This window comes from Pseudonocardia sp. ICBG1034, assembly GCF_020131375.1.
Classification (GTDB): Bacteria; Actinomycetota; Actinomycetes; order Mycobacteriales; family Pseudonocardiaceae; genus Pseudonocardia; species Pseudonocardia alni.
The window spans coordinates 30872-55920 of sequence record NZ_JAHLEK010000017.1 but is presented as its reverse complement, the minus strand read 5'-3'; the positions used below and the strand labels follow the sequence as shown (position 1 = coordinate 55920).

The following is a 25049-nucleotide window of genomic DNA, read 5'->3' as shown; positions in this document are numbered from 1 at the left end:
CCGTCGTAGCTGACACGATCGACCACGGTACCTGGTGACGGGGAGGGAACCCGGCCGTGCGCCCGCGGGGTCGTAGGCTGGGGCGATGACCGACCGAGAGCCGAGCACCACGGGCGGCGACAGCACTCCGCACCTGGTCGACCCGGTCCTCATCGCCGCGTTCGAGGGCTGGAACGACGCCGGTGAGGCCGCGAGCACCGCGCTGGAGCACCTCGAGCTCAGCTGGGACGCGAAGCCTCTGACCTCGATCGACCCCGAGGAGTACTACGACTTCCAGGTCACGCGCCCGCACGTCAAGCTCTCCGACGGCGTCACCCGGCGGATCGAGTGGCAGACCACGCGGCTGTCGTGGGCGACGCTGCCGGGTACCGACCGGCATGTCGTCCTGGTGAACGGGATCGAGCCGAACCTGCGGTGGAAGACGTTCTGCGCGGAGCTGGTGGGCCACGCGGAGCGTCTCGGCGTGACGAAGGTCATCACATTGGGAGCCTTGCTCACCGAGGTCCCGCACACCCGTCCGACGCCGGTGAACGGCACCTCGTGGGACGCGGAGTCGCAGAAGGCGATGGGCACCGAGCCGTCGAACTACGAGGGCCCGACCGGGATCGTCGCGGTCTTCCAGCAGGCCTGCGTGCAGGCCGGCATCCCGGCCGTCTCCTACTGGGCCGAGGTGCCGCACTACGTCTCGCAGGCCCAGGTCCCGAAGGCCGCGGTCGCGCTGCTGCACCGGATCGAGGAGTCCCTCGACGTCGAGGTGCCGCTCGGCGTGCTGCCGGAGAAGGCCGAGGAGTGGGAGCGGACCGTCTCGGAGATGGCCGACGCCGACGACGAGGTCCGCGAGTACGTGCGTCAGCTGGAGGAGCAGGCGTCGGAGTCCGACGACGAGGAGGCCCGCACCGAGCTGCGCGAGACCTCCGGTGACTCCATCGCGGCGGACTTCGAGCGCTACCTGCGCCGCCGCGGCCCCAACTCCTGACCGGCCGCGGCTCGTGGTGGCGCTGCGCCGGGCGGCGCTGTTCCTGGGCGCCTTCCTCGGTCCCTTCGGCGGTGGCCTGACCGCGGCGATGCTGCCGGAGCTGGGCGCCGACTTCGGCGTCCCGACGGCGACGGCGTCGGTGTCGATCACCGCGTACCTGCTGCCGTTCGCCGGGGTCATGCTCGTCTCGGGCACCCTCGGCGACCGGTGGGGACGGGGGCGCACCGTCGTCGCCGGGTACGCGCTCTACGTCGTCGCCTCGCTGGCCTGCGTGCTGGCGGTGTCCTGGCCGGTCTTCCTGGCCGGGCGGGCGCTGCAGGGTGTCGCGAACGCGTTCACCACTCCGGTGCTGCTGGCGGCGCTGGCCGCCGCGGTGGAGCCGGACCGGCTGGGCCGGGCGCTGGGCTGGTTCGGGTCGCTGCAGGCGGCCGGGCAGACCTCGGCGCCGCTGGCGGGCGGGCTGGGCGCCGAGGTGGACTGGCGGTGGGCCTTCTGGGGTGCGGCCGGCGTCGCGCTGCTGCTCGGTGTGGTCGGGATCCCCGGCGGCTCGGCCCGCGCCACCGGCGACGCCCGCCCCCGGCTGCGCTCGGCGTGGACCGGTCCGGTGCTGCGGCTCGGGCTGGTCGCGGCGATCGGCTGGGGCTGTCTGGCCGGGCTGAACTTCCTGCTCGCCCTGCGCCTGGAGGAGCAGTTCGGCCTGGGGGCGGGGCCGCGCGGGCTGGTGCTGACCGCGCTGGGGGTGGCCGGAATCCTCACCGCGCGTCTCATCGGCGGCGCGGTGGACCGGCTCGGCCCGCGCCGCTGCGTGCTGACCGGGGCCGTCGGGGGCGGCGTACTCGTCGCCCTGATCGGACTGGTGCCGGTGCTGGGCGTGGTCGTCGCACTGTGGGCGCTGGGCGGTGTGTGCAGCCAGCTGATCCTGGTCGGGGTGAACGCACTGGTCCTCGGCCCGGCCGGAGGGGGCGGGGGCGGGGCGGTGTCGGTGGTGCAGGCGGTGCGCTTCGCCGGGACGGCCGCGTCACCGGTGGCGCTGACGCCGGTCTACCACGCGGACCCGCTGGTGGCGTTCTTCGCACCCGCGGCGCTGCTCGCGGCGGGCGTGCCGGCCGTCCTCGCGGTCGACCGGACGCGCCGCGCCTGAGTCTCACCCGTCCGCGTGCGCCCGCAGGTCGTCGAGGTCGACCCACTCGAGGGTGCGGGCGTGCGTCGCCTCGAGCACCACCGGCGGTGCGACGCCCTCGCGCAGCGCCTCGGCCCACCGGCTCGCGCACAGGCACCACCGGTCCCCCGGCACCAGGCCGGGGAACCCGAACCGCGGGTTCGGGGTCGTCAGGTCGTTGCCCTGCTCGCGGGAGAAGTCGAGGAACTCGGCGGTGACGCGGGCGCAGACGGTGTGCACGCCCGCGTCCTCGCCCCCGGTGTCGCAGCATCCGTTGCGGTAGAAGCCGGTGAGCGGATCCGTCCCGCAGGTCTCCAGCTCACCGCCCAGCACGTTGAGAGCCATCCCTGGAGTGTCCCGGCCGGGCGCCCGCCCCGCCGGTCGGGTGGGTGCCGGTTCTACAGGGTCACGCCGAGCAGCGCGTCCAGCGCGGTGCGCACCTGCTGCGGGGCCGTGGTGTCGGTGCCGCGGCGGGTCAGCGCCTCCTCGGCCCAGGCGTCGACGGCGGCGAGCGCACCGGGGGTGTCGAGGTCGTCGGCGAGGTGGGTCCGCAGCTTCGCGACCAGCTCGGCCGCGTCCGGCCCGGCGTCGAGGCCGACGGCCTCGCGCCAGCGCGTCACCCGCCGGTCGCCCTTCGCGTGCACCTCGTCGGTCCAGGACCGGTCGGTGCGGTAGTGCCCGTCGAGCAGGGCGACCCGGATGACGTTCGGGTCGACGCGGGCGTTGCGCAGCTTGGAGACGAAGACCAGGTTGCCCTTGGACTTCGACATCTTCTCGCCGTCGAGGCCGATCATGCCGGTGTGCACGTAGTGCCGGGCGAACGGGTGCTCACCGGTGAGGGACTCGGTGTGCAGGGCGCCGCACTCGTGGTGCGGGAAGATCAGGTCCGAGCCGCCGCCGTTGAGGTCGATCTGCGGGCCGAGCCGGTTCAGGCCGATCGCGGCGCACTCCACGTGCCAGCCGGGGCGGCCGCGGCCGAGGCCGGAGTCCCAGGCGGGCTCGCCGGGGCGCGCGGTGCGCCACAGCAGCGGGTCGAGCCGGTTGCGCTTGCCCGGCCGGTCCGGGTCGCCGCCGCGCTCGGCGGAGAACCTCAGCATGGTGTCGAGGTCGTAGTTCGACTCGTAGCCGAAGCGCCCGGTGGCGGTCACGTCGTGGTAGACGTCGGGGTACTCCGGGTCGTCGATCCGGTAGGCCGCCCCGGCGGCGACCAGCTTCTCGACCAGCTCGGCGATCTCGGGGATCGCCTCGACGGCACCGACGAACTGGCGGGGCGGCAGGACCCGCAGCGCCTCCATGTCCTCGCGGAACAGGGCGGTCTCGCGCAGGCCCAGCACGACCCAGTCGTCCTGGTCGCGCTCGGCGCGCTCCAGCAGCGGCTCGTCGATGTCGGTGACGTTCTGGACGTAGTGCACGTCGTGGCCGAGGTCGCGCCAGTAGCGGTTGACCAGGTCGAACGTCAGGTAGGTGGCGGCGTGGCCGAGGTGGGTCGCGTCGTAGGGGGTGATCCCGCAGACGTACATCGTCGCGACCGGGCCCGGCGCCGTGGGACGGACCCGGCCGGTGGCGGTGTCGTGCAGGCGCAGCGGCGGGCCGCTGCCCTCCAGTGCCGGGACGTCGGTCGGGGCCCAGGTCTCCATGCGGTCAAACCTACCTAGCTCTCGGAAGCGGTCACGCATGCGAACGCGCGGCGTCCGTCGCAGATTCCGGTGCGGGACGGGGTGCCGGTCACCACCACTCGACGTCGAGCTTGGACTCGATGTCGCGGACGTGCCGGCGGGCGCAGGCCGGGCACAACCGGCCGTTGCGGCCGCGCTCGTCGCGGTCGGTCACCCAGCCCGCGACGGCGGCGACCCCGGCGTCGTCGGGACCGGGGGCGCCACAGAGACGACAGGCGGACGGCGTCACGCCCGCGATGGTGCTCCGGCGGCCCGGTCGGTGTCGAGCGCCGCGCGGCGCCGGCCGACCCGGTCGGCGATCATCGCGCACGCCATCAGCTGGATCTGGTGGAACAGCATGAGCGGCAGCACCACCAGCGCCCCGGCGGGGCCGCCGAACAGCACACCGGCGATCGGCAGCCCGCTGGCCAGCGACTTCTTCGACCCGCAGAACACGATCGCGATGCGGTCGGCGTCGTCGAAACCGAGCGCGCGGGTCCCGAGCGAGGTCACCACGAGCGCGAGCGCGAGCAGCACCAGGCAGATCCCGAGCAGCACGAGCAGCGAGACCGGGGTGAGCCGTCCCCAGATGCCGGCGACGACGCCCTCGCTGAACGCGGCGTAGACGACGAGCAGGATCGACCCGCGGTCCACCAGCGACAGCCGCTTCTTGTGCCGGGCCACGAACCGCCCGATCAGCGGCCGTGCGGCCTGCCCGGCGAGGAAGGGCACCAGCAGGCGCAGCGCGATGTCACCGAAGCTCGACGCGTCGAACCCGCCGCTGGTGGCCAGCAGCAGCGCGGCCAGCACGGGGGTGAGGACCACCCCGAGCACGTTCGACACCGACGCCGCGACGATCGCGGCGGGCACGTTGCCGCGGGCGATGCCGGTGAAGGCGATCGAGGACTGCACGGTCGACGGCAGACAGCACAGGAACACGACGCCGGCGGCGAGCGGCGCGGGCAGCAGCCACTCCGGCAGCAGCAGCACCGACAGGCCGAGCAGTGGGAACAATACGAACGTCGCCGCCAGGACGGTGCCGTGCAGCCGCCAGTTCCGCAGCCCGCCCAGCGCCTCGGCGGCGGAGAGGCGGGCGCCGTAGAGGAAGAACAGCAGGGCGATCGCGGCGGTGACGGCGACGTCGACGATCCCGACCATCGCGCCGCGCGCGGGGAACAGCGACGCGACGCCGACGGTCACGAGGAGCAGCACCAGGAACGGATCGGGACGGACGCGCATGGGTTCCATCCTGCAAGCCGTCCACCTCATCGGGAAACCGACTGATCACCATGACTGTGTCCGCGATCTATGATGACCGGGTGCTCGACCCCGTCCAGCTGCGGTCCTTCACCGCCGTCGCGCGTGCCCGCAGCTTCACCCGGGCCGCCGCCACACTCGGCGTCGGCCAGTCCACCGTGAGCCAGCACGTGCGGCGCCTGGAGGCGACGGTCGGCGGCCCGCTGCTCGACCGCGACACCCACTCGGTGTCGCTCACCGTCGACGGCGAGGCGATGCTGGAGTTCGCCGCCACCATCCTCGACGCGGGTGACCGGGCGATGGCGCACTTCCGGGCGTCGCGGGTGCACGGCCGGGTGCGGTTCGGGGTGTCGGAGGACCTGGTCCTGACCCGGCTGCCCGCGGTGCTCGCGGACTTCCGCCGCCGCCACCCCGAGGTCGACCTGGAGCTGACCGTCGGCCTGGCCGGCGGGCTCGAACACCGCCTCGACGCCGGGGAACTGGACCTGATGTTCGCCAAGCGCCTCCCCGGCCCCGACGACGGCCGGCTGGTCGTCCGCCGCGACCGCTTCGTCTGGGTCGGGGCGCCCGGACTGCCGCTCGGCCCCGGCGACCCGGTACCGGTCGTCGCCTATCCCCCGCCGAGCCTGTCGCGCACCGCCGCCGTCGGGGCCCTGGAGGCGGTCGGGCGGCCGTGGCGGATGGCCTGCACCAGCGGCAGCCTGTCCGGCCTGCGGGCCGCCGCCCTCGCCGGTCTGGGCGTGCTCGCGCACGCCGCGACGCTGGTCCCCGACGGGCTGGAGGTCGTCGGGGACCGTGCCGGGCTGCCCGAGCTGGGCCCGGTCGAGCTGGTGCTCGCGCACGGGCGGCGGCGCAGCGACCCGGCCGAGGCGCTGGTCCGCAGCATCCGCACCGCAGACCTCCGTCCGGAGTCGTGGACACCCCCGAACGGCGGCTAGGGTCCCGGGCCGTGCGCCGCCTGCCGATCGTCCTGCTGCTCGCGATGCTGGTCGCCGGATGCGGTGCGCCCGCCGCACCGGGGTCCCCGACGCTGGACCGGGTCGCGTCGTCGCACGTGCTGCGGGTCTGCTCCACCGGGGACTACCGGCCGCTGACCGCACTGGCCGCGGACGGCACCTGGTCCGGGATCGACGTCGACATGGCCCGCGACCTCGCCGCCGAGCTCGGTGCCCGCGCCGAGCTGGTCCGCACGACCTGGGCGACCCTGCTCGACGACGTCGTCGCCGGGCGCTGCGACATCGCCGTCGGCGGCGTCTCGGTCACCCCCGACCGCGCGGAGCGGGCCGTGTTCACCGAGCCCTACCTGCGCGACGGCAAGACGCCGATCGCGCGCTGCCCCGACGTCGCCCGCTACGGCACGGTCGCCGACATCGACCGGCCCGGTGTGCGGGTCGTGGTGAACCCGGGCGGGACCAACGAGCGCTTCGCCCGGGCGACCTTCACCCGCGCGACGATCGTGGACCACCCGGACAACTCCACGATCTTCGACGAGATCGTGGCCGGCCGCGCGGACCTGATGGTCACCGACGCGATCGAGACCCGCTGGCAGGCCGCACAGCACCCCGGGGTGCTGTGCGCGGTGCACCCCGACGCCCCGTTCACCGACTCGGAGAAGGCCTACCTGACCCCGGCCGGCGACCCGGCGTTCACCGAGCGGGTGAACACCTGGCTGCGCACGGCACGCACCGACGGCACCTGGGACCGCCTCGCCCGCCCCTGGCTCGGCTGACTCCACACCCCCTGCCGGGCGGCCACACCCGTCACGACAGGTGTGGTCGCCGGTGAACGGGTGTGGCTGTCGGACCCCTGTGCGACGGTGCGGGCATGCGCATCGTGGTGACGACACCGACCGGCACCGTCGGCTCCCGGCTGCTGCGCCTGCTCGTACAGGCCGGGCTGCAGCCGGTGGCGCTGCTCCGCGACCCGGCCACGCTGCCCCGGGACCTCGCCGGGCTGGTCGAGCCGGTGGTCGCGGACCAGACCGACGCCGACGCCGTCGTCGGCGCCACGCTCGGCGCGGACCGGCTGTACTGGGTGAACCCGCCCGCTCCGCCCGGCACCGACCCGCTCGCCCACCAGGGAGCCTGCGCCGCAGTCGTCGCGGAGGCCGTGCGCCGCAACGGGATCGGCGCGACGGTGCTGCAGAGCAGCGGTGGCGCGGAGCTGCGCCGCGGCGCCGGGGACATCGACGGCCTGGCCGCGACCGAGCAGGCGCTCGACGCGACCGGCGCCCCGGTGCTGCACCTGCGGTGCGGCTACTTCATGTCGAACCTGCTGATGTCGGCCGACGAGATCGCCGGCGGGACGCTGTCGACGCCGTGGCCGCTCGACCACCCCCTGCCGTGGGTCGCACCGGCCGACATCGCCGCCGTCGCCGCGGTGCGGCTGCTCGGGCCGGTGTGGTCGGGGCGGTCGGTGCAGGCCGTGCACGGACCGGCGGACCTGACGTTCGACGACGCGGCGGCGGTGCTCACCGAGGTCCTGGGCCACCCGGTCCGTGCGGTGCCGCTCGGGAGCCGGGAGTTCCGGGAGATCCTGGCCGGGGCCGGGATGATCCCGGCCGAGGTCGACGCGGTCGCCGGGATGGCGGAGGGGCTCGCCGCCCCCGGGTACGTGCCCGAGCAGCGCCGCGACGGGGTCTCGACGACCCCGACGACCCTGCGGAGCTGGGCCGCCGAACACCTGCGCGCCCCGGAACCCGCCTGACCGCAGCGGGCAGCGCCGTCCGGCCCATCCGCGCCGCCGTGGCGGCCGCCGACGTGCCGTGGCACCCGGCGCACGGGGTGCCACGGCACGCGACCGGGCCGCCGCGCGGGTCGACGATCCGCGGCAGCCGGCCGGCAGCCGACGCTGCTGCTGCTCAGCCGGTGCGGCGGCGCAGGTAGTCCGACACCACCTCGGCACCGAGGCCGTCCAGGTCGGGCTGCACCACCCGTCCCCCGGCCCGGCGGGCGAGCCGGTTCACGAACGACAGCAGCCCGGGGTCGTCGCCGAGCACGAAGAACGTGAACGCCGCGTCCATCCCGATCAGCCGGTCCAGCCCGTCCACGGTCGCCCGCAGCGTGTGCGGGCTGGGCGGGTAGTCGAAGAACGCCTCGCCGTCGCGTTCCAGGTGCGAGGTCGGCTCGCCGTCGGTCACCACCAGGACGACCGGCGTCGCGTCGGGCCGGCGGGCCAGCCGTTCCCGGGCCAGGAGCAGGGCGTGGTGCAGGTTGGTGCCCTGCATGTACACGCCCTCCAGCCCGATCAGCTCGGCCAGGTCCACGGTCTGAGCGTGCCGCCCGAAGGTGATCAGCGACAGGTCGTCGCCGCGGAACCGCGTGGAGATGAGCTGGTGCAGTGCCAGCGCGGTGCGCTTCATCGGCACCCACCTGCCCTCGGCCACCATCGACCACGACGTGTCGACCAGCAGCGTCACCGCGGCCCGGGTGCGCTGCTCGGTCTCGACGATCTCGACGTCGGACACGTCGAGTGCCCGGTCGTCGCCGCCGGCGCGGCGCAGCTGGGCGTTGAGCAGGGTCCGCGGCACCGACCAGGCCTGGGTGTCACCGAAGGCCCACGGCCGGGTCGCCCCGGTCGCGTCGCCGGCGGCACCGGAGCGCCGGGTGTCGCGCTGCCCCTGCCGCCCGGAGATCCGGTCCGCGACGTCGCGCAGCACCGACTGCCCCAGCGTCCGCAGCGCCTTGGGCGAGAGCATCAGCGACCCGTCGGGGGCGCGGCGGAACAGGTCCTGGCGCTGCAGCTCGCGCTCCAGCTCGGCCAGGGTGCGGGCGTCGGCGGCGGCCTCCGGGCCGAGCATCTCGGTGAGCGCGTCGAGGTCGATGTCCTCCATCCGCGCGCCGGGGTAGCTCTGCGCGAGCTGTTCGGCCAGTGCGTCGAGCTGCCCCAGCTCCTCCATCGCGCGGGTCGCCTCGCCCATGCCCATCGGGTTCTCGCCGCGGAAGTCGCCCTCCCCCGACCAGTCCTCACCCGGGCGCAGGCCCTGCAGCTGGGCGTCGAGCCGGGCCAGCGACTGCGACAGCCGCGGGTCGCCGAACGCCTGCTGGGCCAGCTCGGCCAGCTCGGCGCGCTGCTCGGCCGACATCGAGTTCATCATCCGCTGGGCCGCGGCGGCCCGGGCGGCGAGCGCGTCGACCAGTTCCTCGGTGTTCTGCGGGTTCTCCGGGAAGTGCTCGCCGTGCTTGCCCATGAACTCGGCGAACTGCTCGGTGGTGTCCTCGCCGCGTGCGTGCCGGTCGAGCAGGTCGTTGAGGTCGTCGAGCATGGCGTTGATCCGCTCGACGTCCTCCGGCGTGGCGTTCTGCATGGCCTGCTTCATGCCCTCGAAGCGCTGGTCGAGCAGCTCCCGGCCGAGCAGGTCGCGGATCTCCTGGTAGGCCTCGCGGGCGTCGGAGGACCGCCAGTCGTAGGAGCTCAGCTCCCGCACCGAGCCGCCGGTGTCGGGCGGCAGGGCGTCGAGCTGCATCTCGCGGAACCGCGCGTCGTCGGAGTCCTCGTTGCCCAGCGCCTCGCGCTCGGCGTCCAGCGCCCGTTGCAGCAGCTCACGGACCTCCTGCAGCGTCCCGTCGATGCGGTTGTCGCGCTGCAGGTCCCGGCGCCGCTCCCACACCCGGCGGGTGAGGTCGTCGAGGCCGCGCCGTCCGTCGAGGCCGCGACGGAGCAGCTCCTGCAGCGCCTGGCGCGGCGAGGAGCCCTCCATGACGTCGCGGCCGATCTGGTCCATCGCCGCCCGGATGTCGTACGGCGGTGCCAGCGGGTCGGGCCCGCCCGCGTAGGGGCCGTAGGCGTACCGGCGGCGACGACGCCTGGGATCAGCCATACGACACCGTGTCACCGTCGTCGGACTCGTCCTTGGCCAGCTTGCGGGTCAGGAACAGGTACTCCAGCGCCAGCTCCGCGGCCGAGGCCATCGGGCCCGGGTCCTCGGTGCCCGCGGCGCCGAGCTTCGCGGCGATCTCGGTGAGGGCGTCGACCTGTGGCAGCGCGGCGACGACGTCCTTCGCCGGGATCCGCTCGCCGGTCCGGACCGGGCGGGTCGAGACCGCGACGGCCAGCTCGTCGAGGTCGACCCCGCGCAGCGCGAACCGGGCGGTGTCGGCGGTCGCGCGGCGCAGCAGGTGCTCGAGCACCTCGTCCTCGCGACCCTCCTCCCCCGACGCGAACTCGATCTTGCCGCGGAGCACCGCGGGGACCGACTCGAGGTCGACGGGCCGGGCGTAGGGGGTCTCCTCGCCGGTCAGCGCGGCACGGCGCAACGCCGCGGCGGCGACGGTCTCGGCCGCGGCCACGGCGAACCGGGCCGAGACGCCGGATCCCTGGTCGACCGCGGACGAGTCACGCAGGTGCCGGGTGAACCGGGCGACGACCTCGAGCAGGTGCCTCGGCACCTCGGCGACGAGGTCGGCCTCCTGCGCGACGAGCTCGACCTCGGGGGCCAGCTCCAGCGGGTAGTGGGTGCGGACCTCGGCGCCGAACCGGTCCTTGAGCGGGGTGATGATCCGCCCGCGGTTGGTGTAGTCCTCGGGGTTCGCACTGGCGACGAGCAGCACGTCCAGCGGCAGCCGCAGCGTGTAGCCGCGGACCTGGATGTCGCGCTCCTCCATCACGTTGAGCAGTGCGACCTGGATGCGTTCGGCCAGGTCGGGCAGCTCGTTGATGGCGACGATGCCGCGATGGGACCGCGGGACGAGCCCGAAGTGGATGGTCTCGGGGTCGCCCAGCGAGCGGCCCTCGGCGACCTTGACCGGGTCGACGTCGCCGATCAGGTCGGCGACCGAGGTGTCGGGCGTCGCCAGCTTCTCGGTGTAGCGGTGGTCGCGGTGCACCCAGGCGACCGGCAGGTCGTCGCCGAGCTCGGCGGCACGCCGGATCGAGGCGGGCACGATCGGCTCGTAGGGGTGCTCGCCGATCTCGGAGCCCTCGATGACAGGGGTCCACTCGTCGAGCAGGCCGGCCAGCGACCGCAGCAGGCGGGTCTTGCCCTGGCCCCGCTCACCGAGCAGGACGAGGTCGTGGCCGGCGATGAGGGCCCGCTCGAGCTGCGGGACGACGGTGTCGTCGAAGCCGACGATGCCGGGCCAGGGGTCGCGGCCCTCGCGCAGGGCCACCAGGAGGTTGTCGCGGATCTCGTGCTTCACGGGGCGCTGTACGTGACCGGACGCACGCAGCGCACCGACGGTACGGGGAAGGTCAGGTGTGACGGGCACGATCTCCACGCTACGCCCGGTTCCGGACCGCAGCGCGTCGTCGCGGAACCGTGTTCCGCGGACCGGACCTGGAATCTGTCTGGCCGTACAGATAGTTTGTCGGGTATGGCCGATCCCACCCCCGACGGGCGACGACGACGCGGCGCCGACACCCGTCGCGCGCTGGTGCGGGCCGCCGTCGACGTCGTCACCGCGCACGGCTTCGACCGGCTGACGCTGCGCCAGGTCGCGGACCGGGCCGGTGCCTCGGCCGCGTCGGCGACCTACCACTTCGGCACCGTCGAGGCGCTGCTGGAGGCGGTCGCCGTCGAGCTGGAGCACGACGCCGTCGCACGGCTGGGCGAGCTGACCCGCCGGGCCCGCTCCGGTGATCTGACGCTGCTCGACGCCTGCACCGCCTACCTGGTCGACCTGCTCGGCCCCCGCCGCCGGGTGTTCCTGACCATGCTGGAGCTGCGCGTCCGCGTCGCCCGGGGCCACGGCGGCACCGCCACCGGCCCGGCCGCCGCGGAACCCGACGCGGCGCTGGTCGACCTCATCCAGGACCACGTCGGGAACCGGGAACGGGCCCGCGAGCTGTTCGCCGGGGTCTTCGGCCTGTCCGCGCTGGCCGTGTTCGCGCCCGTCCCGCCGGGCGAGCCCGAGCTGCGGGCCCGGATGGCCCGGCTGCTCGCCGGAGCCGGGCTCACCACCCACGACGACCGCGCCGTCCCGCAGGAGACCCCGCACGAGACCCAGGAGGACCGGTTCCCGTGACCGCCACCCGACCCCCCGGCGCACCCGACCGCGACGCCCTCGCCGCCCGCTTCGGCCCCCGGCGGGCCGACCTCGCGGTGCGCGCCCGGACCGCGGGCGACCCGCTCGCCGACGCCGTCGTCGCCGAGATCCGCGCCGCGGGCCGCGAGGGCGGCCGCGCGCTCACCGCGGCGCTGCAGCGCGGCATCCGCGACGGGCTCGCCTCGCTGACCGGGCCCTCCCCCGCCCTCGCGGCCCTGCTCACCTCGGCCGAGTCGGTGCCCGCGGGCACCGACCCCGCGATCCTCGACACCGGGATCCGGCCCATGTTCACCGCACCGCCCGCGGTGCACACCCTGTCCCTGTCGGCCGGGGCGTTGCTGCGCACCTACGGCTCCCCGTCGATCGCGGTGCTGCTCGGCACCACCGGACGGCTGGTGGAGTCCGCCGAGCGCCGCCTCACCGAGACCGGCACCTGGCTGCTCGCCGCCACCCTGCCCGGCGGCATGCGCCCCGGCAGCCCCGGCTACGTCGGCACCCTGCAGGTCCGCATGCTGCACGCCCACATGCGCGTGCTCGCCCGCGACCGCGGCCTCGACGAGGCCGTGCACGGCACCCCGGTCAACCAGGTCGACCTGGTCCGGACCTGGCTGGACTTCACCCTCGTCTCGATGCGGGCCGAGGCGACGATCGGGTTCGGGCTCACCCCCGCCGAGACCACCGAGGTCTACGCCTGCTGGCAGCTGCTGGCCCACCAGCTCGGCATCGATCCCGAGCTGGTCCGCGACGTCACCTCGCACGCCGACGCCGAGGAGCTCGACGCGCTGGTCACCGCCGTCACCGGGCCGCCGGCCCCCGAGTCACGTGCGCTGGCCGGGGCGCTGATCGGGGCCGTCGCCGCGCTGCTCGTGCAGCCGCTGCGTCTGCCCGTGCCGCAGGGGCGCCGTCTGCTGCAGGCGCTGGCCCGGCGCTTCCACGGCGCCGCGGTGACCACCGGGCTGGGTCTGCGGCGCAGCCCCGGCTGGGAGGTGGCCGTCGCCGTCCTGGGGCGGGTGGTCGCGGTGCAGCGCCGGTGGGTCCGGCGCAGCCCGGCGTCGCTGGAGGCCGCGCGGGTCCGCAACATCGCCGCCACCCGGGCGCTGCTCGCCGAGGACCGCGGCGGCCCTTCCCTGTTCGAGACGCACGGCGCCTGAGGTCAGGCCGGGTCGTCCCACCACCACGGGGACAGTCCGGCGGCCCCGACGGCCGCGGTCAGCGCGTCGCGGCGCCGGTCCGGCCCGACCAGGACCAGGCCGCCGCCGTGGTCCAGCGCGGCCGCGACCCGGTCGGTCGGCTGCAGGTGCAGCCCCGGCCCGAGGTCTGGCGAGCCGAGCTGCGGGTAGGTGTCGGCGACGGCGAGCAGCGGCCCGCCCGGCCCGTCCCGGCGCCCCCACAGCGCGACGACGTGCGCGACCGACCAGTCAGGCCCCGGCCGGCCCCCGGCGTCGAGGTCGGCGACCGGGGTGGCCGCGGCGACCAGCTCCCCGGTCCGCAGCGCGGCCAGCACGCCGACCGGGCCGTCGGCGGTGACGGCGTCGAGCAGCGCGCTCAGGCGCGCGGCCGTCCAGTCCCCCGCGGCCGGGACCGCGGCGAGCGACTCCCCGGAGAACTCCTCGACCGCACGACCGAGACCGGCCACCGGGGTGCCCGCCCGCTCGTCGTCCGCGGCGACCGGCAGGCCGCGCAGGTGGTCGGCGTCCGCCGGCGCCCCGGGCGGCCGCGACGACACGTCGTCGCCGGCCCGCACCCGGGTGCCCGCCGCGTGCGCGAAGGCGGCGACCGTCGGTGCCGGCAGCGAGGACAGCGCGGCCACGAGCATCCGGGCGACGAACGGCCCGGCCAGCTGGTCGGGCTGGGGCAGCGCCGCCGCGTGCACCCGCAGCAGCGTCTCCGCCCCGGGGAACGGACGGACCGGGCCGGGCACCGGAGTGCTCACGGGGCGACCAGCAGCCACACCGGCACCGCGACCAGCGCGAGGGCGACCAGCCGGATCAGCCCGTGCACGACGCGGGGCAGCGCGGGGGGCGGGGCGGTGATCCGGTCGACGCGTGCCTCCAACGCGTCGGTGAACGACGACAGCGCCGCCGCCGGCGCGGACCCGCCGACGGCCTTGAGCGCGGTCGCCAGCTCGGTGGGGTCGCACAGCCTGCGGGCGACGTCGTCGGCCCGCATCTCGATCAGCCGGGCCACCGCGAGCTGGGCGTGCACCATGCCGCGCACGAACGGCGCCGTCGCCCCCCACGCGACGAAGGGCAGCACGACCAGGTCGTGCCGCTCACGCAGGTGCGCCCGCTCGTGGGCCAGCACCGCGACCACCCCGGCGGTGTCCAGAGCGTCCAGCACCCCCGCCGACACCACGAGCCGGGAGCTGCGCCCGGGCAGGCAGTAGGCGACCGGGACGGGATGGTCGAGGACACGCGTACCGGAGGCGTGCGGCCACGGCGTGGCGAGCACGTCGAGCAGGTCGCGGTGGCGACGGCGGGCCCGCAGCGTCCGCACCGTGGTGACCACCAGGACCGACAGCAGCCGCACCAGCACCCCGAGCGCGATCAACAGGGCACCCACGTGCAGCGGGTCCATCCGGTCCGGCCACTCGCCCGCCGCCACCGAAGCCGACAGCGCCGCCGCCGCGGTGGGCAGACTGTGCCCCATCGGCGAGAGCCCGTAGGCCAGCCCCGCACCGAACAGCGAGATCCCGCCGCCGAGCCCGACGGCCTGCCACAGCAGCAGCGCTCCGACGGGGTCGCGGCCGGGCCAGCGCGCCCGGGCCAGGGCACGGCTGACCGGCTCGGCGAGCAGTACGCCGAGCAGTCCGAGTCCGAGCGCGGTCAGCTGCATCGCCTCACATCGTCGCGGAGTGCGCGGCGCGGCGCTGCATCACCCCCGCGACCGGACGGGCTCGTGGATCGCCGGCGGCTCAGCCGAGCAGGTCACGCAACCGCGACCGCTCCTCCTCCGACATCGAGCCGAGGAACCGCGCGAGGGCGGCACCCCGGTCGGACGCGTCGTCGAGCGCGTCGGTCATCAGCTCGGCCACGTGGTCCTCCCGGCTGGCCACCGGGCGGTAGTGGTGGGCGCGGCCGTCGCGGATGCGCCGGACCAGCTGCTTGCGCTCGAGCCGGCCGAGGACGGTGAGCACGGTCGTCGTGGCCAGGTCGCGGTCGGCGAGCTGATCCTGCACCTCACGGGCGGTCATGTCCCGGTCGGTCTCCCAGAGGACGTTCATGACCGCCCGCTCCAACTCGCCCAGACTCGTCACGAAGGTCATCCTACGCGAACCTTTCTACTGCGCGTAGAACCCCTGCGGGAGATGGCTCACACCCGCGGCGCGACTCAGTGGACCTGCACCTGGTCGCCGACCTGCAGGTAGCCGAACCACTGGCGCGCATCGGTCTCGGCGAGCTTCACGCAGCCGGCCGACGGGGTCGAGAGGTCGCCCTGGTGGAAGGCGATACCGCCCTGGGCGAAGAACACCGACCACGGCATCTGGGTCAGCCGCTCCCGGCTGGTCCACTGCTCGGCCTTCCACTGCACGGCGAAGGTCCCGGTCGGTGTCGGGGCCTCCGGGTCGCCGGGGCGCATCGCGACCGGTCCGGCGACGACCTGACCGGCGTCGAACAGCCAGGTGGAGCGGCTCGCCAGATCCACACAGGCCCGCGCCGAGGAGGTGCACGGTGTGCCCGGGACGAGCGCGCCGGTGGCGACCTGCCGGTCGGTGGGATCGGGCTGCTCCGACGGCTCGGCCAGGGCGTGGCCCGCCAGGAGCCCGGCGGTCAGGGCGCCGGTCAGGGCGACGCCCACCGCGCGGAACCCGGCGGTCCGGCTCCGTCCCCGTGCCCGCATCCGTCCGCCCCTCCGCCGGGCGCACGGCCCACGTCCTCGGCCCGTCGGGGCCGACCGGATGCACAGTGCGACCGGCTGGATCCCCACGGTAGCCCAACATGATCTTGAGCTGAACGGACGAGTCCGATACCGCCGATCGGCGGTGCACGAGAAGCGTCGGACGGTCGCTGCGCCGTCCGGTCCCGCGGTCAGCGGCCCCGGAACGCCGGTGCGCGCTTCTCGGTCCGGGCGGCGCGCCCCTCGGCGATGTCCTCGGCGGCCCAGCATCCGCGGAACTCCGCGGTGAGGCCGTCGACCACCGCCGGGTCGGTGTGGCCGCCACGGCCGAACGCGTCCACCGAACGCTTGTTGTAGGCCAGGGTCAGCGGGGCCATGGTCGCGATGTCGCGGGCCAGGGCGTGTGCGGCGTCGCGGTCGCCGAGGGTGTCGGCGAGACCGCGGGCGTGGGCGGTGGCGGCGTCGACGGTGGCGCAGGCCAGCAGCAGGCTGCGGGCCGTGCCGCCGCCGGCGATCTGCACCAGGCGCTCGATCGTCCACGGGTCCACGGCCAGACCGAGCCGCGCGGTCGGCAGCCCGAACACCGCCTCCGGGGCGGCGACCCGCAGGTCGCAGGCCAGGGCCAGCTGCAGCCCGCCGCCGATCGCGGGTCCGGTCACCGCGGCCACGGTCGGCATCGGCAGGTCGGCGACCGCGTGCAGCCCGGTGTAGAGCGCGTCGAGGAACTCGTCGGTGTAGACCTCGCCGAAGTCGGCGCCGGAGCAGAACGCCGGCCCGTTCCCGGCGACGACCACCGCCCGCGCGCCGGCCGCGCGGACCTCGGCCGCGGCGTCGACCAGCTGCTGGCAGGTCGCGATGTCCAGGGCGTTGCGGCGCTCGGGGCGGTTCAGCTCGATCAGACCGACGTCGTCGTGGGTGCTCACGGAGATCACGGCCGGACCCTAACCCGCCGCCGCGGCCCCGGACCCGTCCGCGTGACCGGCGCCGCGCGCGGCGGGGGCGGGCTCGCTCCAGGTCTGCCCGCACAGCTCCCGGGCCAGCCCGACGGCGAGCTGGTCGATCCGGCGCAGCAGCCGCGCCGCGGTCAGCCGGCGCGTCCGCTCGGTCCCGGGACCGGCGGCGGTCCGTGACGCCGCGTCCGCCTCGGCGGCGTCGAGCAGCTCCTCCGCGGAGCCGACGCCGTAGTCGGCGGGGCCCGCGCCGCTCGGGTGCTCGCGCCCGTCGGCGGGGCCCCAGGCGTCGTCGAGGATGCGGCGCAGGCCGTCGAGGTCGGCGCGGACCCGCTCGGCCGCGGGCTCCAGGGTCGCGGCCCAGCCGGGCACCGACGCGGTCGCGGCCTGGGCGGCGAGCTGGCGGGTGTAGTGGTCGACGGCGCCGACGACCCGCACGGTGTGGTGCACCCCGCGGCGCAGCGGCCTGCGGGCGACGGGGTGCTGCAGCGGCACCGCGCGGGTCCGCACGGTGGCCACCGCGGTGTCCACGGCGCGGGCCTTCTCCAGCGGGTCACCGGCGCCGGGGCGGCCCAGCGCCGCGTCGACCGAGGTGCGCAGGGAGACGTCGACGGCGGTGAGGGCGTCGTCGAGGGCCTCGGCGAAGGCCGTGCGCGACCGGGTGGGCAGGATCAGGTAGGCGGCGAGCATCCCCAGCGCGCCGCCGACGACGGTCTCCTCGCCCCGCAGCACCAGGGTCTGCACGCTGAACTGGCCGATCACGCCGTAGAGCAGGGCCAGCACCGCGGTGATCCAGAACGCCATCATCGCCTGCGAGATCCGCACCAGGTACAGGGCGAGGAACACGCAGACGAACAGCAGCGCCAGGCTGGCGACGACGTTGCCGCCCACCAGCAGCGCCAGCAGCATCCCCGCCACGACCCCACCCGCGGTGCCGACCGCGCGGGCCCAGCCGCGGCTCAGGACGTCGCCGCGGCTGGCGGTGCCGGCGAACACCACGAACGCGGCGATCACCGCCCAGTACCAGCGGGCCGGGGAGACCAGCTCGCCGACGACGATCGCGAGGCTGGTGGCGACGCCGACCTGCACGGCCTGGCGGGTGTGCAGCGCGAGCCCGCCGAACCGGTCCCGGCCCGCCGGCGGCGGCACCCGTCCGGGGACGGGCTCGGGTGCCGGGTCGCCGCCCGCGGTCTCCCGGTCGGTGTCGTGGTGCTCGGCGATCCGCAGGCGGGCCTGCTCGACCGTGGTCTGCATCGCGTCGGCGAGCCGGACGACGGCGAACCCGATGCGCTGCTCGCGCGCGGCGGGCCCGACCCCGGCCGGCCGGTCCACGATGTCGGCGACGGCGGACCGTGCGCCGTCGTAGAGGCGGGCGGCGATCGCGCCGGGCGTCCCGACGGCGGTGGCCGCGGCGAGGGCCCGCAGCCCCTCGGCCAGTTCGGCGCGGTCGTCGTCGGGGATCGGGTCGTGGTGCTCGACCGACCGGCGGACCGACATGGCGACCCGTTCGGCGGCGAGCTCGGAGTCGATGATCCACTGTCGCAGGCCCGCGACGGGGCCGGCCGCGCCGTCGGGGCCGTCGTCGGTGTCGTCGAGCCGGTCGGTCACCAGCAGCGCGGTCTCGTTGAGCCGGGCCTGGGCGCGCACCAGCGGGTCGAGGTCGGGCTCACCGGCGGTGGTCTCCACCGCCTCGACCGCGGTGAGCAGCAGCGCGTGCAGCCGCGCCTCGAACGCCCGGAACAACGCGTCCAGCACGGCCTCGGAGCGGCGGGTGAACACCAGGCAGCGCAGCAGGAAGGTGCTGCCGATGCCGATCACCGCCCCGGCCAGCAGGAACGGCAGCTCGCCGGGGCCGGCGTGCAGGAACTGCACGAAGAAGAACGGCATGAACGCCGCCATGCCGAGCGCGACCCCGCGTGGCCCGTACCGCCGGACCGCGACGGCGACCATCATGACCAGGACGAACACGACGTCGGCCGCGACCCGGTCCGTCGCCAGCAGCGCGGACACCGTCGCCGACGCCGCGGCGGGCACGACCATCAGGGCGGTGGTGACCCGCCGTCGCCGCAGGTCGTTCTCGTTCACCGCCAGGTTGCTGATCATCGCCAGCACCACGGAGAACAGCACGATCGTGATCGGCTGCCCGGTCAGCGCACGCAGCACGCTCGCGGCGACCGCGGCCAGCAGCATCGCCGCGGTCGCGACCGAGGCCAGGTGCAGGCGGGTGTGGCCGGGGTCGACCGCGGCCGCCCACGTCCGCAGCTCGCCCCACCGGGCCGGCACCGGCAGGCGGCGACCCCGCTCGACCGTCCCCGTCACGGTGCGAGTCTGACACGCACCGCGGCCCGGAGGTCCCTCCCTCAGTTCGCGGTGCGGGCCTGCGGCGGCAGCGACGCGGTCGGCACCGGGTTGGTCGCCCCCGGGACCGGCTGCGAGGTGGGCCGGGCGACCCGGATGCCGAGCACGTCACCGGCGGCCGCGGCCATCGCGCGCATCCCCTGGGCGTTGGGGTGCACCGGCGCGGCGGGCGAGGTCGGGACCAGGCCCTCGACCCACTTCACGCCGGGCAGCGTGCAGGCGTCGTGACCGATGGTCGGGGTGTAGGTGTCGACGTAGTCGACACCGGCGTCGCGGGCGGCGTCGGCCAGCATCGCGTTGAGCTTCTTCTCGGTCTCGCGCAGGTAGGCCGTGTCGCCCGGGCTGAACGGGATGACCGGGTAGCAGCCGGGACCGGTGTCCGGCAGGATCGACGGGTACCCGACGACGGCGACCCGTGCGGCGGGCGACCGGTCGCGGATCCGTGCGAGCACGTCGGAGACCTCGGACTCGGTGTCGTCGATCCGCTCGGCGAGCTGGTCGGTGCCGCCCGCGGTGTAGAAGTCCTTGCAGGCCGCGCCGAACAGGTTCGCCGAGGAGCGGCGCACGCACTCGCTGATGATCCCGGAGAATCCGATGTCGTTGCCGCCGATGGTCAGGGTGACCAGCGACTCGGAACCGTCGAGGGCGTCGAGCTGCGGCGGGTTCGGGCCGGCCTGGACCTGCTGCGGGGCGGTCATGTCCTCGGTCGTCGCGCCGCTGCAGGACACGTCGGTGAAGCGGCCGATGCCGGCCGAGCGCGCGAGCACCGACGGGTAGTTCTGGTTCGAGCGCAGGCACCCGGACGGCGTGCCCTGCTGCACCGGGACCAGCGGGCCCGCGGCATAGGAGTCGCCCAGGGCGACGAAGCGCCCGACCGGGGCGGTGTCGAGGTTGCGCGCGGACAGCGTGGTCTCGGCGAACGTGGTCGGCGCCTCCGCCTGCGCGGGCGCGAGGGCGCTCATCCCCGCCGAGCTCAGCAGGGTCATGGTCGCCACGGCGAGCCACCGGGACGGACGGGGACGGCGCACGGGCTCTCGGACCTCCGGTCGGACGTCGCCGGCGTGGGCACGCCGGTCCTGACCGACCAACGATCATCGTCGCCGACCGGTTACGCCCCGTTCGGCGCACGTGACGGGCCGGGTACGACCCGGCCCGTCACGCACCGTGGGCGGGGGCTCGCTCAGTCGGTGAGCCTGCGCAGCGACAGCGGTGCCACCAGGCGGTGCCGCAGCGCGGTCGCGTCCCAGAGCTCCGGCTGCGACGGCATCGACGCGAGCCGCCCGGCGGCGACCGCGCCGGGGTCGTCCATCGGCTCGCGGACACCGGCGAGGAAGGCCCATTCGTGCTCCTCGCAGCCGATGTAGACCCCGCGCCCGCCGGTCTCGCCGAACACCGCGGCGAAGCGCTGCCAGGCCGAACGCAGCGTCGCGTCCCGCCACACCGCCGGGCTGCCCGCCTGGAACACCAGGACCCCGCCGGGGGTGAGCCGCTGCGCGCAGGCGCGGACGAAGTCCTCCTCGTAGAGCCGGTTGATCTGGGCGTCGGGCTCGTCGGGGCGCTCGTCGGGCAGGTCGACGACCACCAGGTCCCAGTGCTCGTCGGACTCCAGGACGAACTGCCGTCCGTCGCCGTAGGTCAGGTGCACCGGGCCGTCGCCGCGCTCGGCCGCGGCGAGGGACTCGGGGGTGTAGCCGTAGGGCAGGTACTCGGCGCAGATCCGGACGGCCTCGGCGTCGATGTCGACGTGGTCGACCCGGCTCGCACCGGCGGCGACCGCCATCTCCGACGCGACACCCTCGGAGGAGCCGACGATCAGCACCCGGTCCAGCTCGCGGGCCAGCAGGGCGCCGGGCCACACCAGCGCCTCGTGGTAGGTGAGCTGGGTGTGCTCGGTGGACTGGCGCTCGTCGTCGCAGAAGAGGGTGACGCCGTGCGCGGTGTCGGCGACCACTACGTGCTGGAACCCGGTGTGCGCGACGTGGTGGACCCGGCCGAGGTCCCAGCGCCGGGTCAGGCCGGGCGAGATGGGCTCGGTGACGGTGCGCGGGGCACCGCCGCGGTCCACCACCTGCAACGCGGTGTCGGTCGCGCCGACACGCTCGGCGAGGCGGCGCACGGCGTCGACCGGGTCGGCGCTCTCACCGCAGGTGAACACGTCGACGTGCATGCCGCCGTGCTCGGGCCAGGTGTGGATCGAGGCGTGCGACTCGGCCAGGACCGCGACGACGGTCGCCCCCTGCGGCTCGAAGCGCTCGACGACCACCTGGCGGACCTGGGCCCCGGCCTCGGTCAGCGCGGCGGTCAGGTCGCTGCGCAGGCGGTCGCAGTCGTCGAGGACCTCGGGGGCGATGCCGCCGAGCTCGGCCAGGACGTGTCTGCCGACCGGTGACGACGTGGTGGGCAGCGCGGGTGCGCCCGTCCCGAGCCCGACGGCCGGATGCAGTTCTCCGGCCGCGGCGGCGGGCACGGACATGATCGGCGAGATGGAGGATGACACGTCCGGACACGTTAACCGGGATGTGGGAGCGACGCCCCCTCCCCCGCGACGAGCACCTCCAGCGGGCCGAACCCGTTGAACCCGACCGAGGCGTAGCTCGAGGTGTAGGCGCCGGCCCCGAGCAGGTCGACCACGTCGCCCGCGGCCAGGTCCAGCGGCAGCGCGACCGGGGTGCGACGGTAGAGGACGTCGTCGCCGTCACAGGTGGGACCCGCGACGACGACGGGTCCGCGCGGGCCGCTGCGCCCGGGCACGCGCAGCGGGTAGGCGATCGCCTCGCCCTCGGTCTCGGCGAGACCCTGGTAGCGGCCGACGTCGAGGTACACCCAGCGGCGGTGGTCCACGCCCGGGCGGCGGGACACGCGCAGCACCCGGGCGCGCAGCACCCCGGCGGGGGCGACCAGCGCGCGGCCCGGTTCCAGCAGCAGCGTCGCGCCGTCCACGTGCCCGGCGTCGACGGCCGTGGCCACCGCGGCGCGCACGGCCGCGACGTAGTCCTGCGCGGGCGCGACGGCGGCGCGGTAGGCCACCGGCCAGCCGCCGCCCAGGTCGAGCTCGGGACGGCGCAGCCCGGCCCGCCCGGCGGTCGCCAGCGCGAGCGCGACGGCCCCGGCGTAGGTGGCGGGGCGGGTCTGCTGGGAGCCCGCGTGGAAGGTGACCCCGGCGGCGACCAGGCCACGGTCGGCGACCCGGCCCAGCAGCGCGACGGCGGCGTCGGGCGGCGCCCCGAACTTGCCGTGGAACGGCGTCGCCGAGCCGGTGTCGTCGACCGAGAGCCGGACCTGCACCCGGGCGCCGGGGACCTCGGCGGCGAGGGCGTCGACGTCCTCGGCGCTGTCGGTGACGAACCGGGTGACGCCGTCGCGGGCGGCCCGGGCGGCGGCCCCGGGGCCACGCACCGGGTTCCCGTGCTGCAGCGTCGCCGGGTCCGCACCGGCGGCCAGGCACAGGTCGATCTCGGCCTGCGAGGCGACGTCGAACCCGGCCCCGGCCGCGACGAGGGCGCGCAGCACGGCGGGCTCCGGGCAGGCCTTGACGGCGTAGAGGATCCGGGCGTCGCCGAACGCGGCGGCCAGCGCGCGGTACCGCTCCCCGGCGACGGAGGGGTCCAGCGCCAGGTACGGCGTGGGACGGTCGGTGGCGAGCAGCTGCTCCAGGGCGGGGCTCAGGTCGTGCACGTGGTGATGCTCTCCCCGGCCGCACCACCCGCACCGGCCGGGGTCTGATCTAGGTTCGGACGATGACCGCACCGAAGCCGCAGCGCCGCGCCCGGAAGATCGCGATGACCCCGGAGGAGGTCACCGCCTTCCTCGACGCCGAGCGCACCTGCCGGGTCGCCACCAACGGCGTGAACGGCCCGCACGCCACCCCGCTCTGGTACCTGTGGGACGGCGAGGCGCTCTGGCTGACCTCGCTCTCGCGCTCGCAGCGCTGGGCGGACCTGCAGCGCGACCCGCGGATCGCCGTGGTCGTCGACGCCGGGCACGACTACGCCGAGCTGCGCGGGGTCGAGCTGCGCGGCTCCGTCGAGGTCGTCGGCGAGGTGCCCCGCACCGGCGAGCCGAACCCGGAGCTGGAGCGGGTCGAGCAGGCCTTCGCCGCGCGCTACACCGGCGGCCAGGTCGTGATCGACGGACGGCACGCGTGGCTGCGGCTGCGCCCGGAGAAGATCACCAGCTGGGACTTCCGCAAGATGTGATCACCGGGTGTGAGGGGTCCGGTACCGCATCCGGCACCGGACCCCTCACCGGTGGCGATCACCGGGAGCGTCCCGGGCCGTGCATCGCGAACCCGCGGTACCCGTCGCGGGCCACGGTGGACAGCTCCTCGCGGTAGGCCTTGTGCCCGGCCATGTAGAACATCACCGCGTTCGGCTTGCCGGGGATGTTCGCCCCGAAGATCCACGAGTCGGCCTTCGGGAACAGCGTGGCGTCGGCGATCTCCCGGCAGAGCCGGGACCAGCCCTGCTCGGCCTCGGCCGTCGGCTCGATCGTGCCGATACCGCTGCGCTCCGCGTGCCCGATCAGCTCACCGATCCACTCGACCTGGGCCTCGATGCTCGGCGGCAGGTTGGTGAACGGCCCGTTCGGCCCCAGGATCATGAACATGTTGGGGAAGCCCGCCTTCGACACGCCGAGGTAGCTCGACGGCCCGTCGGTCCAGTGGTCGTCGATGTGGCGGCCCCCGCGGCCGCGCAGGTCCATCGCCCGGTAGTTGCCGTCGACGGCGTCGAAACCGGTCGCGAGGACGAGCACGTCGAGCTCGTGCACGACACCGTCGGCGGTGCGCACCCCGGCCGGGGTGACCTCCGCGATCGGGTTCTCCCGGATCGAGACCAGCTCGACGTCGTCGCGGTTGAAGGTCTCGTAGTACCCCTCGTTGCAGATCGGGCGCTTGGCGTAGAGGTCGGTCGGTGTGAGCTTCCGGGCGGTCTCCGGGTCCACGACGATCTCGGAGATCTTGCGCCGGATGAACGCGGCGGCCGCGGCGTTGGCCTCGGGATCGGTCGCGATGTCGCAGAACGTGCCGAACATGAACCGGAACCCGTTGCCGGCGTCCCAGTTCTCCTGGAAGACGCGCTCGCGCTCCTGCGCGGACACGCTCATCGCCTCGACGGCGCTCTCCTCGAACCCGAACGCCACGACCGAACCGCGCACCTGGTCCCAGATCTCGGGGAAGTGCTCCTTGGTGCGGTCGACCTCGTCCTGGGTGACCGGTCGGTTGCCGGAGGGCACGTTGTACTGCGGGCTGCGCTGGAAGACGGTGAGGTGAGCTGCGCGCGGTGCCGCCGCGACGATGAACTGGGCACCGGTCGAGCCGGTCCCGACGACGCCGACCCGCCGCCCGGTGATGTCGAGGTCGTCGGGCCAGGCGTTGGTGTGGACGGTGCGCCCGGCGAAGGTGTCCAGCCCGGGGAGGGCGGGGATGTTGCTGCGGGCCAGCAACCCCAGGGCGTTGACCAGGTAGCGGCAGCGCACCGTCTCGCCGCCGGAGGTGCGCACCCGCCAGAGACCGGCGTCCTCGTCGTAGACCGCGGCGGTCACCTCGGTGCCCAGCGTGATGTCCCGGCGCAGCCCGTACCGGTCGACGACGTGCTCGAGGTAGGCCAGGACGTCGGGCTGGTCCAGGTAGCGGGTGCTCCAGTTCCATTCCTGCAGCAGGTCCCGGTCGAACGAGTAGCGGTAGACGAACCCCTCGGTGTCGGACTTCGCGCCGGGGTACCGGTTGAAGTACCAGGTGCCGCCGACGCCGTCGCCCTTCTCGAAGGCGCGGACGCTCAGGCCGAGCCGGTCCCGCAGCGTGTGCAGCATGTAGATCCCGCCGAACCCGGCGCCGACGACGACGGCGTCGACATCGGCGGTGGTGGACGTGGTCAT

Annotated in this window: 24 protein-coding genes; 8 read left to right on the top strand and 16 right to left on the bottom strand. The window is 75.1% G+C overall.

Features of this window, described 5'->3' with window-relative positions:
- Positions 1 to 85: 85 nt before the first annotated feature.
- Entirely contained in the window at positions 86 to 976 is an 891-nt protein-coding gene (locus tag KPF22_RS15160; protein WP_062395159.1) for a PAC2 family protein, read from the top strand.
- Between the two features lie 16 nt (positions 977 to 992).
- Positions 993 to 2117, top strand: a complete 1125-nt coding sequence (locus KPF22_RS15155) for an MFS transporter (protein ID WP_224402463.1) — start codon at positions 993 to 995, stop codon at positions 2115 to 2117.
- A gap of 3 nt (positions 2118 to 2120) precedes the next feature.
- On the opposite strand, the gene KPF22_RS15150 is transcribed toward KPF22_RS15155, so the two are convergent.
- From KPF22_RS15150 to KPF22_RS15135, 4 genes are all read right to left on the bottom strand, one after another.
- The gene (locus KPF22_RS15150) at positions 2121 to 2480 is read right to left on the bottom strand and encodes a DUF2237 family protein (RefSeq protein ID WP_208820900.1); all 360 of its coding nucleotides are present in this window, start codon (positions 2478 to 2480) and stop codon (positions 2121 to 2123) included.
- A gap of 53 nt (positions 2481 to 2533) precedes the next feature.
- Positions 2534 to 3772, bottom strand: coding sequence for a cysteine--1-D-myo-inosityl 2-amino-2-deoxy-alpha-D-glucopyranoside ligase (gene mshC, locus KPF22_RS15145; RefSeq protein ID WP_208820898.1), 1239 nt, complete (start codon positions 3770 to 3772; stop codon positions 2534 to 2536).
- Positions 3773 to 3860: 88 nt separating this feature from the next.
- Positions 3861 to 4040, bottom strand: coding sequence for a hypothetical protein (locus tag KPF22_RS15140; RefSeq protein ID WP_224402462.1), 180 nt, complete (start codon positions 4038 to 4040; stop codon positions 3861 to 3863).
- Entirely contained in the window at positions 4037 to 5029 is a 993-nt protein-coding gene (locus KPF22_RS15135; RefSeq protein ID WP_224402461.1) for a bile acid:sodium symporter family protein, read from the bottom strand. Before KPF22_RS15135 ends, KPF22_RS15140 begins: the two co-directional genes overlap by 4 nt.
- 80 nt (positions 5030 to 5109) lie before the next feature.
- On the opposite strand from KPF22_RS15135, the gene KPF22_RS15130 reads away from it, so the two are divergent.
- The 3 genes from KPF22_RS15130 to KPF22_RS15120 all read left to right on the top strand — a co-directional run bounded on the left by KPF22_RS15130 (position 5110) and on the right by KPF22_RS15120 (position 7753).
- Positions 5110 to 5985, top strand: coding sequence for a LysR family transcriptional regulator (locus KPF22_RS15130; protein ID WP_224402460.1), 876 nt, complete (start codon positions 5110 to 5112; stop codon positions 5983 to 5985).
- Between the two features lie 11 nt (positions 5986 to 5996).
- A complete protein-coding gene (locus KPF22_RS15125; protein ID WP_374107492.1) occupies positions 5997 to 6776 on the top strand; it encodes a transporter substrate-binding domain-containing protein in 780 nt (259 codons plus the stop codon).
- Between the two features lie 95 nt (positions 6777 to 6871).
- Positions 6872 to 7753 (top strand): NAD(P)H-binding protein, encoded by an 882-nt coding sequence (locus KPF22_RS15120; protein WP_208820890.1) that lies wholly within the window; start codon positions 6872 to 6874, stop codon positions 7751 to 7753.
- Positions 7754 to 7907: 154 nt separating this feature from the next.
- On the opposite strand, the gene KPF22_RS15115 is transcribed toward KPF22_RS15120, so the two are convergent.
- Both KPF22_RS15115 and KPF22_RS15110 read right to left on the bottom strand, forming a co-directional pair.
- Positions 7908 to 9866, bottom strand: coding sequence for a VWA domain-containing protein (locus tag KPF22_RS15115; protein ID WP_224402459.1), 1959 nt, complete (start codon positions 9864 to 9866; stop codon positions 7908 to 7910).
- The gene (locus tag KPF22_RS15110) at positions 9859 to 11253 is read right to left on the bottom strand and encodes a sigma 54-interacting transcriptional regulator (protein ID WP_178373746.1); all 1395 of its coding nucleotides are present in this window, start codon (positions 11251 to 11253) and stop codon (positions 9859 to 9861) included. The genes KPF22_RS15115 and KPF22_RS15110 overlap by 8 nt, the downstream gene beginning before the upstream one ends.
- Positions 11254 to 11358: 105 nt before the next feature.
- Here KPF22_RS15110 and KPF22_RS15105 point away from each other — a divergent pair, with 105 nt between their 5' ends.
- Both KPF22_RS15105 and KPF22_RS15100 read left to right on the top strand, forming a co-directional pair.
- Positions 11359 to 12009 carry a TetR/AcrR family transcriptional regulator gene (locus KPF22_RS15105; RefSeq protein WP_208820886.1) on the top strand — a complete coding sequence of 217 codons (651 nt, stop codon included), beginning with the start codon at positions 11359 to 11361 and terminating at the stop codon, positions 12007 to 12009.
- Positions 12006 to 13181 carry an oxygenase MpaB family protein gene (locus KPF22_RS15100; protein WP_208820884.1) on the top strand — a complete coding sequence of 392 codons (1176 nt, stop codon included), beginning with the start codon at positions 12006 to 12008 and terminating at the stop codon, positions 13179 to 13181. The genes KPF22_RS15105 and KPF22_RS15100 overlap by 4 nt, the downstream gene beginning before the upstream one ends.
- A 2-nt stretch (positions 13182 to 13183) precedes the next feature.
- On the opposite strand, the gene KPF22_RS15095 is transcribed toward KPF22_RS15100, so the two are convergent.
- From KPF22_RS15095 to KPF22_RS15055, 9 genes are all read right to left on the bottom strand, one after another.
- Positions 13184 to 13963, bottom strand: coding sequence for a hypothetical protein (locus KPF22_RS15095; RefSeq protein WP_224402458.1), 780 nt, complete (start codon positions 13961 to 13963; stop codon positions 13184 to 13186).
- The gene (locus KPF22_RS15090) at positions 13960 to 14865 is read right to left on the bottom strand and encodes a M56 family metallopeptidase (protein WP_208820880.1); all 906 of its coding nucleotides are present in this window, start codon (positions 14863 to 14865) and stop codon (positions 13960 to 13962) included. Before KPF22_RS15090 ends, KPF22_RS15095 begins: the two co-directional genes overlap by 4 nt.
- A gap of 79 nt (positions 14866 to 14944) precedes the next feature.
- Complete coding sequence (locus KPF22_RS15085) at positions 14945 to 15286, bottom strand: BlaI/MecI/CopY family transcriptional regulator (RefSeq protein WP_100880464.1); 342 nt, start codon at positions 15284 to 15286, stop codon at positions 14945 to 14947.
- Between the two features lie 74 nt (positions 15287 to 15360).
- On the bottom strand, positions 15361 to 15870 hold the full coding sequence (locus KPF22_RS15080) for a L,D-transpeptidase (protein ID WP_224402457.1): 510 nt from the start codon (positions 15868 to 15870) through the stop codon (positions 15361 to 15363).
- A gap of 188 nt (positions 15871 to 16058) precedes the next feature.
- Positions 16059 to 16799 (bottom strand): enoyl-CoA hydratase, encoded by a 741-nt coding sequence (locus KPF22_RS15075; RefSeq protein WP_224402456.1) that lies wholly within the window; start codon positions 16797 to 16799, stop codon positions 16059 to 16061.
- Between the two features lie 9 nt (positions 16800 to 16808).
- Positions 16809 to 19136: an FUSC family protein gene (locus KPF22_RS33155; protein WP_224402455.1), complete on the bottom strand. Its 2328-nt coding sequence runs from the start codon at positions 19134 to 19136 to the stop codon at positions 16809 to 16811.
- A 41-nt stretch (positions 19137 to 19177) separates the two neighbouring features.
- Positions 19178 to 20161, bottom strand: coding sequence for an SGNH/GDSL hydrolase family protein (locus tag KPF22_RS15065; protein WP_224402947.1), 984 nt, complete (start codon positions 20159 to 20161; stop codon positions 19178 to 19180).
- A 194-nt stretch (positions 20162 to 20355) separates the two neighbouring features.
- On the bottom strand, positions 20356 to 21672 hold the full coding sequence (speD, locus tag KPF22_RS15060; RefSeq protein WP_224402454.1) for an adenosylmethionine decarboxylase: 1317 nt from the start codon (positions 21670 to 21672) through the stop codon (positions 20356 to 20358).
- A gap of 11 nt (positions 21673 to 21683) precedes the next feature.
- On the bottom strand, positions 21684 to 22841 hold the full coding sequence (locus KPF22_RS15055) for a type III PLP-dependent enzyme (protein ID WP_255624808.1): 1158 nt from the start codon (positions 22839 to 22841) through the stop codon (positions 21684 to 21686).
- A gap of 71 nt (positions 22842 to 22912) precedes the next feature.
- Here KPF22_RS15055 and KPF22_RS15050 point away from each other — a divergent pair, with 71 nt between their 5' ends.
- Positions 22913 to 23371, top strand: coding sequence for a pyridoxamine 5'-phosphate oxidase family protein (locus KPF22_RS15050; protein WP_208820872.1), 459 nt, complete (start codon positions 22913 to 22915; stop codon positions 23369 to 23371).
- Positions 23372 to 23429: 58 nt separating this feature from the next.
- Here KPF22_RS15050 and KPF22_RS15045 read toward each other — a convergent pair whose 3' ends face one another.
- Positions 23430 to 25049: an NAD(P)/FAD-dependent oxidoreductase gene (locus tag KPF22_RS15045; RefSeq protein ID WP_224402452.1), complete on the bottom strand. Its 1620-nt coding sequence runs from the start codon at positions 25047 to 25049 to the stop codon at positions 23430 to 23432.

Excerpts from the sequence above, each read along its gene's own strand:
- KPF22_RS15160 (WP_062395159.1), top strand. The coding sequence starts at position 86 with ATGACCGACCGAGAGCCGAGCACCACGGGCGGCGACAGCACTCCGCAC.
- KPF22_RS15150 (WP_208820900.1), bottom strand. The coding sequence starts at position 2,480 with ATGGCTCTCAACGTGCTGGGCGGTGAGCTGGAGACCTGCGGGACGGAT.
- mshC (WP_208820898.1), bottom strand. The coding sequence starts at position 3,772 with ATGGAGACCTGGGCCCCGACCGACGTCCCGGCACTGGAGGGCAGCGGC.
- KPF22_RS15135 (WP_224402461.1), bottom strand. The coding sequence starts at position 5,029 with ATGCGCGTCCGTCCCGATCCGTTCCTGGTGCTGCTCCTCGTGACCGTC.
- KPF22_RS15120 (WP_208820890.1), top strand. The coding sequence starts at position 6,872 with ATGCGCATCGTGGTGACGACACCGACCGGCACCGTCGGCTCCCGGCTG.
- KPF22_RS15115 (WP_224402459.1), bottom strand. The coding sequence starts at position 9,866 with ATGGCTGATCCCAGGCGTCGTCGCCGCCGGTACGCCTACGGCCCCTAC.
- KPF22_RS15105 (WP_208820886.1), top strand. The coding sequence starts at position 11,359 with ATGGCCGATCCCACCCCCGACGGGCGACGACGACGCGGCGCCGACACC.
- KPF22_RS15090 (WP_208820880.1), bottom strand. The coding sequence starts at position 14,865 with ATGCAGCTGACCGCGCTCGGACTCGGACTGCTCGGCGTACTGCTCGCC.
- KPF22_RS15080 (WP_224402457.1), bottom strand. The coding sequence starts at position 15,870 with ATGCGGGCACGGGGACGGAGCCGGACCGCCGGGTTCCGCGCGGTGGGC.
- KPF22_RS15065 (WP_224402947.1), bottom strand. The coding sequence starts at position 20,161 with ATGACCCTGCTGAGCTCGGCGGGGATGAGCGCCCTCGCGCCCGCGCAG.
- KPF22_RS15050 (WP_208820872.1), top strand. The coding sequence starts at position 22,913 with ATGACCGCACCGAAGCCGCAGCGCCGCGCCCGGAAGATCGCGATGACC.
- KPF22_RS15045 (WP_224402452.1), bottom strand. The coding sequence starts at position 25,049 with ATGACCACGTCCACCACCGCCGATGTCGACGCCGTCGTCGTCGGCGCC.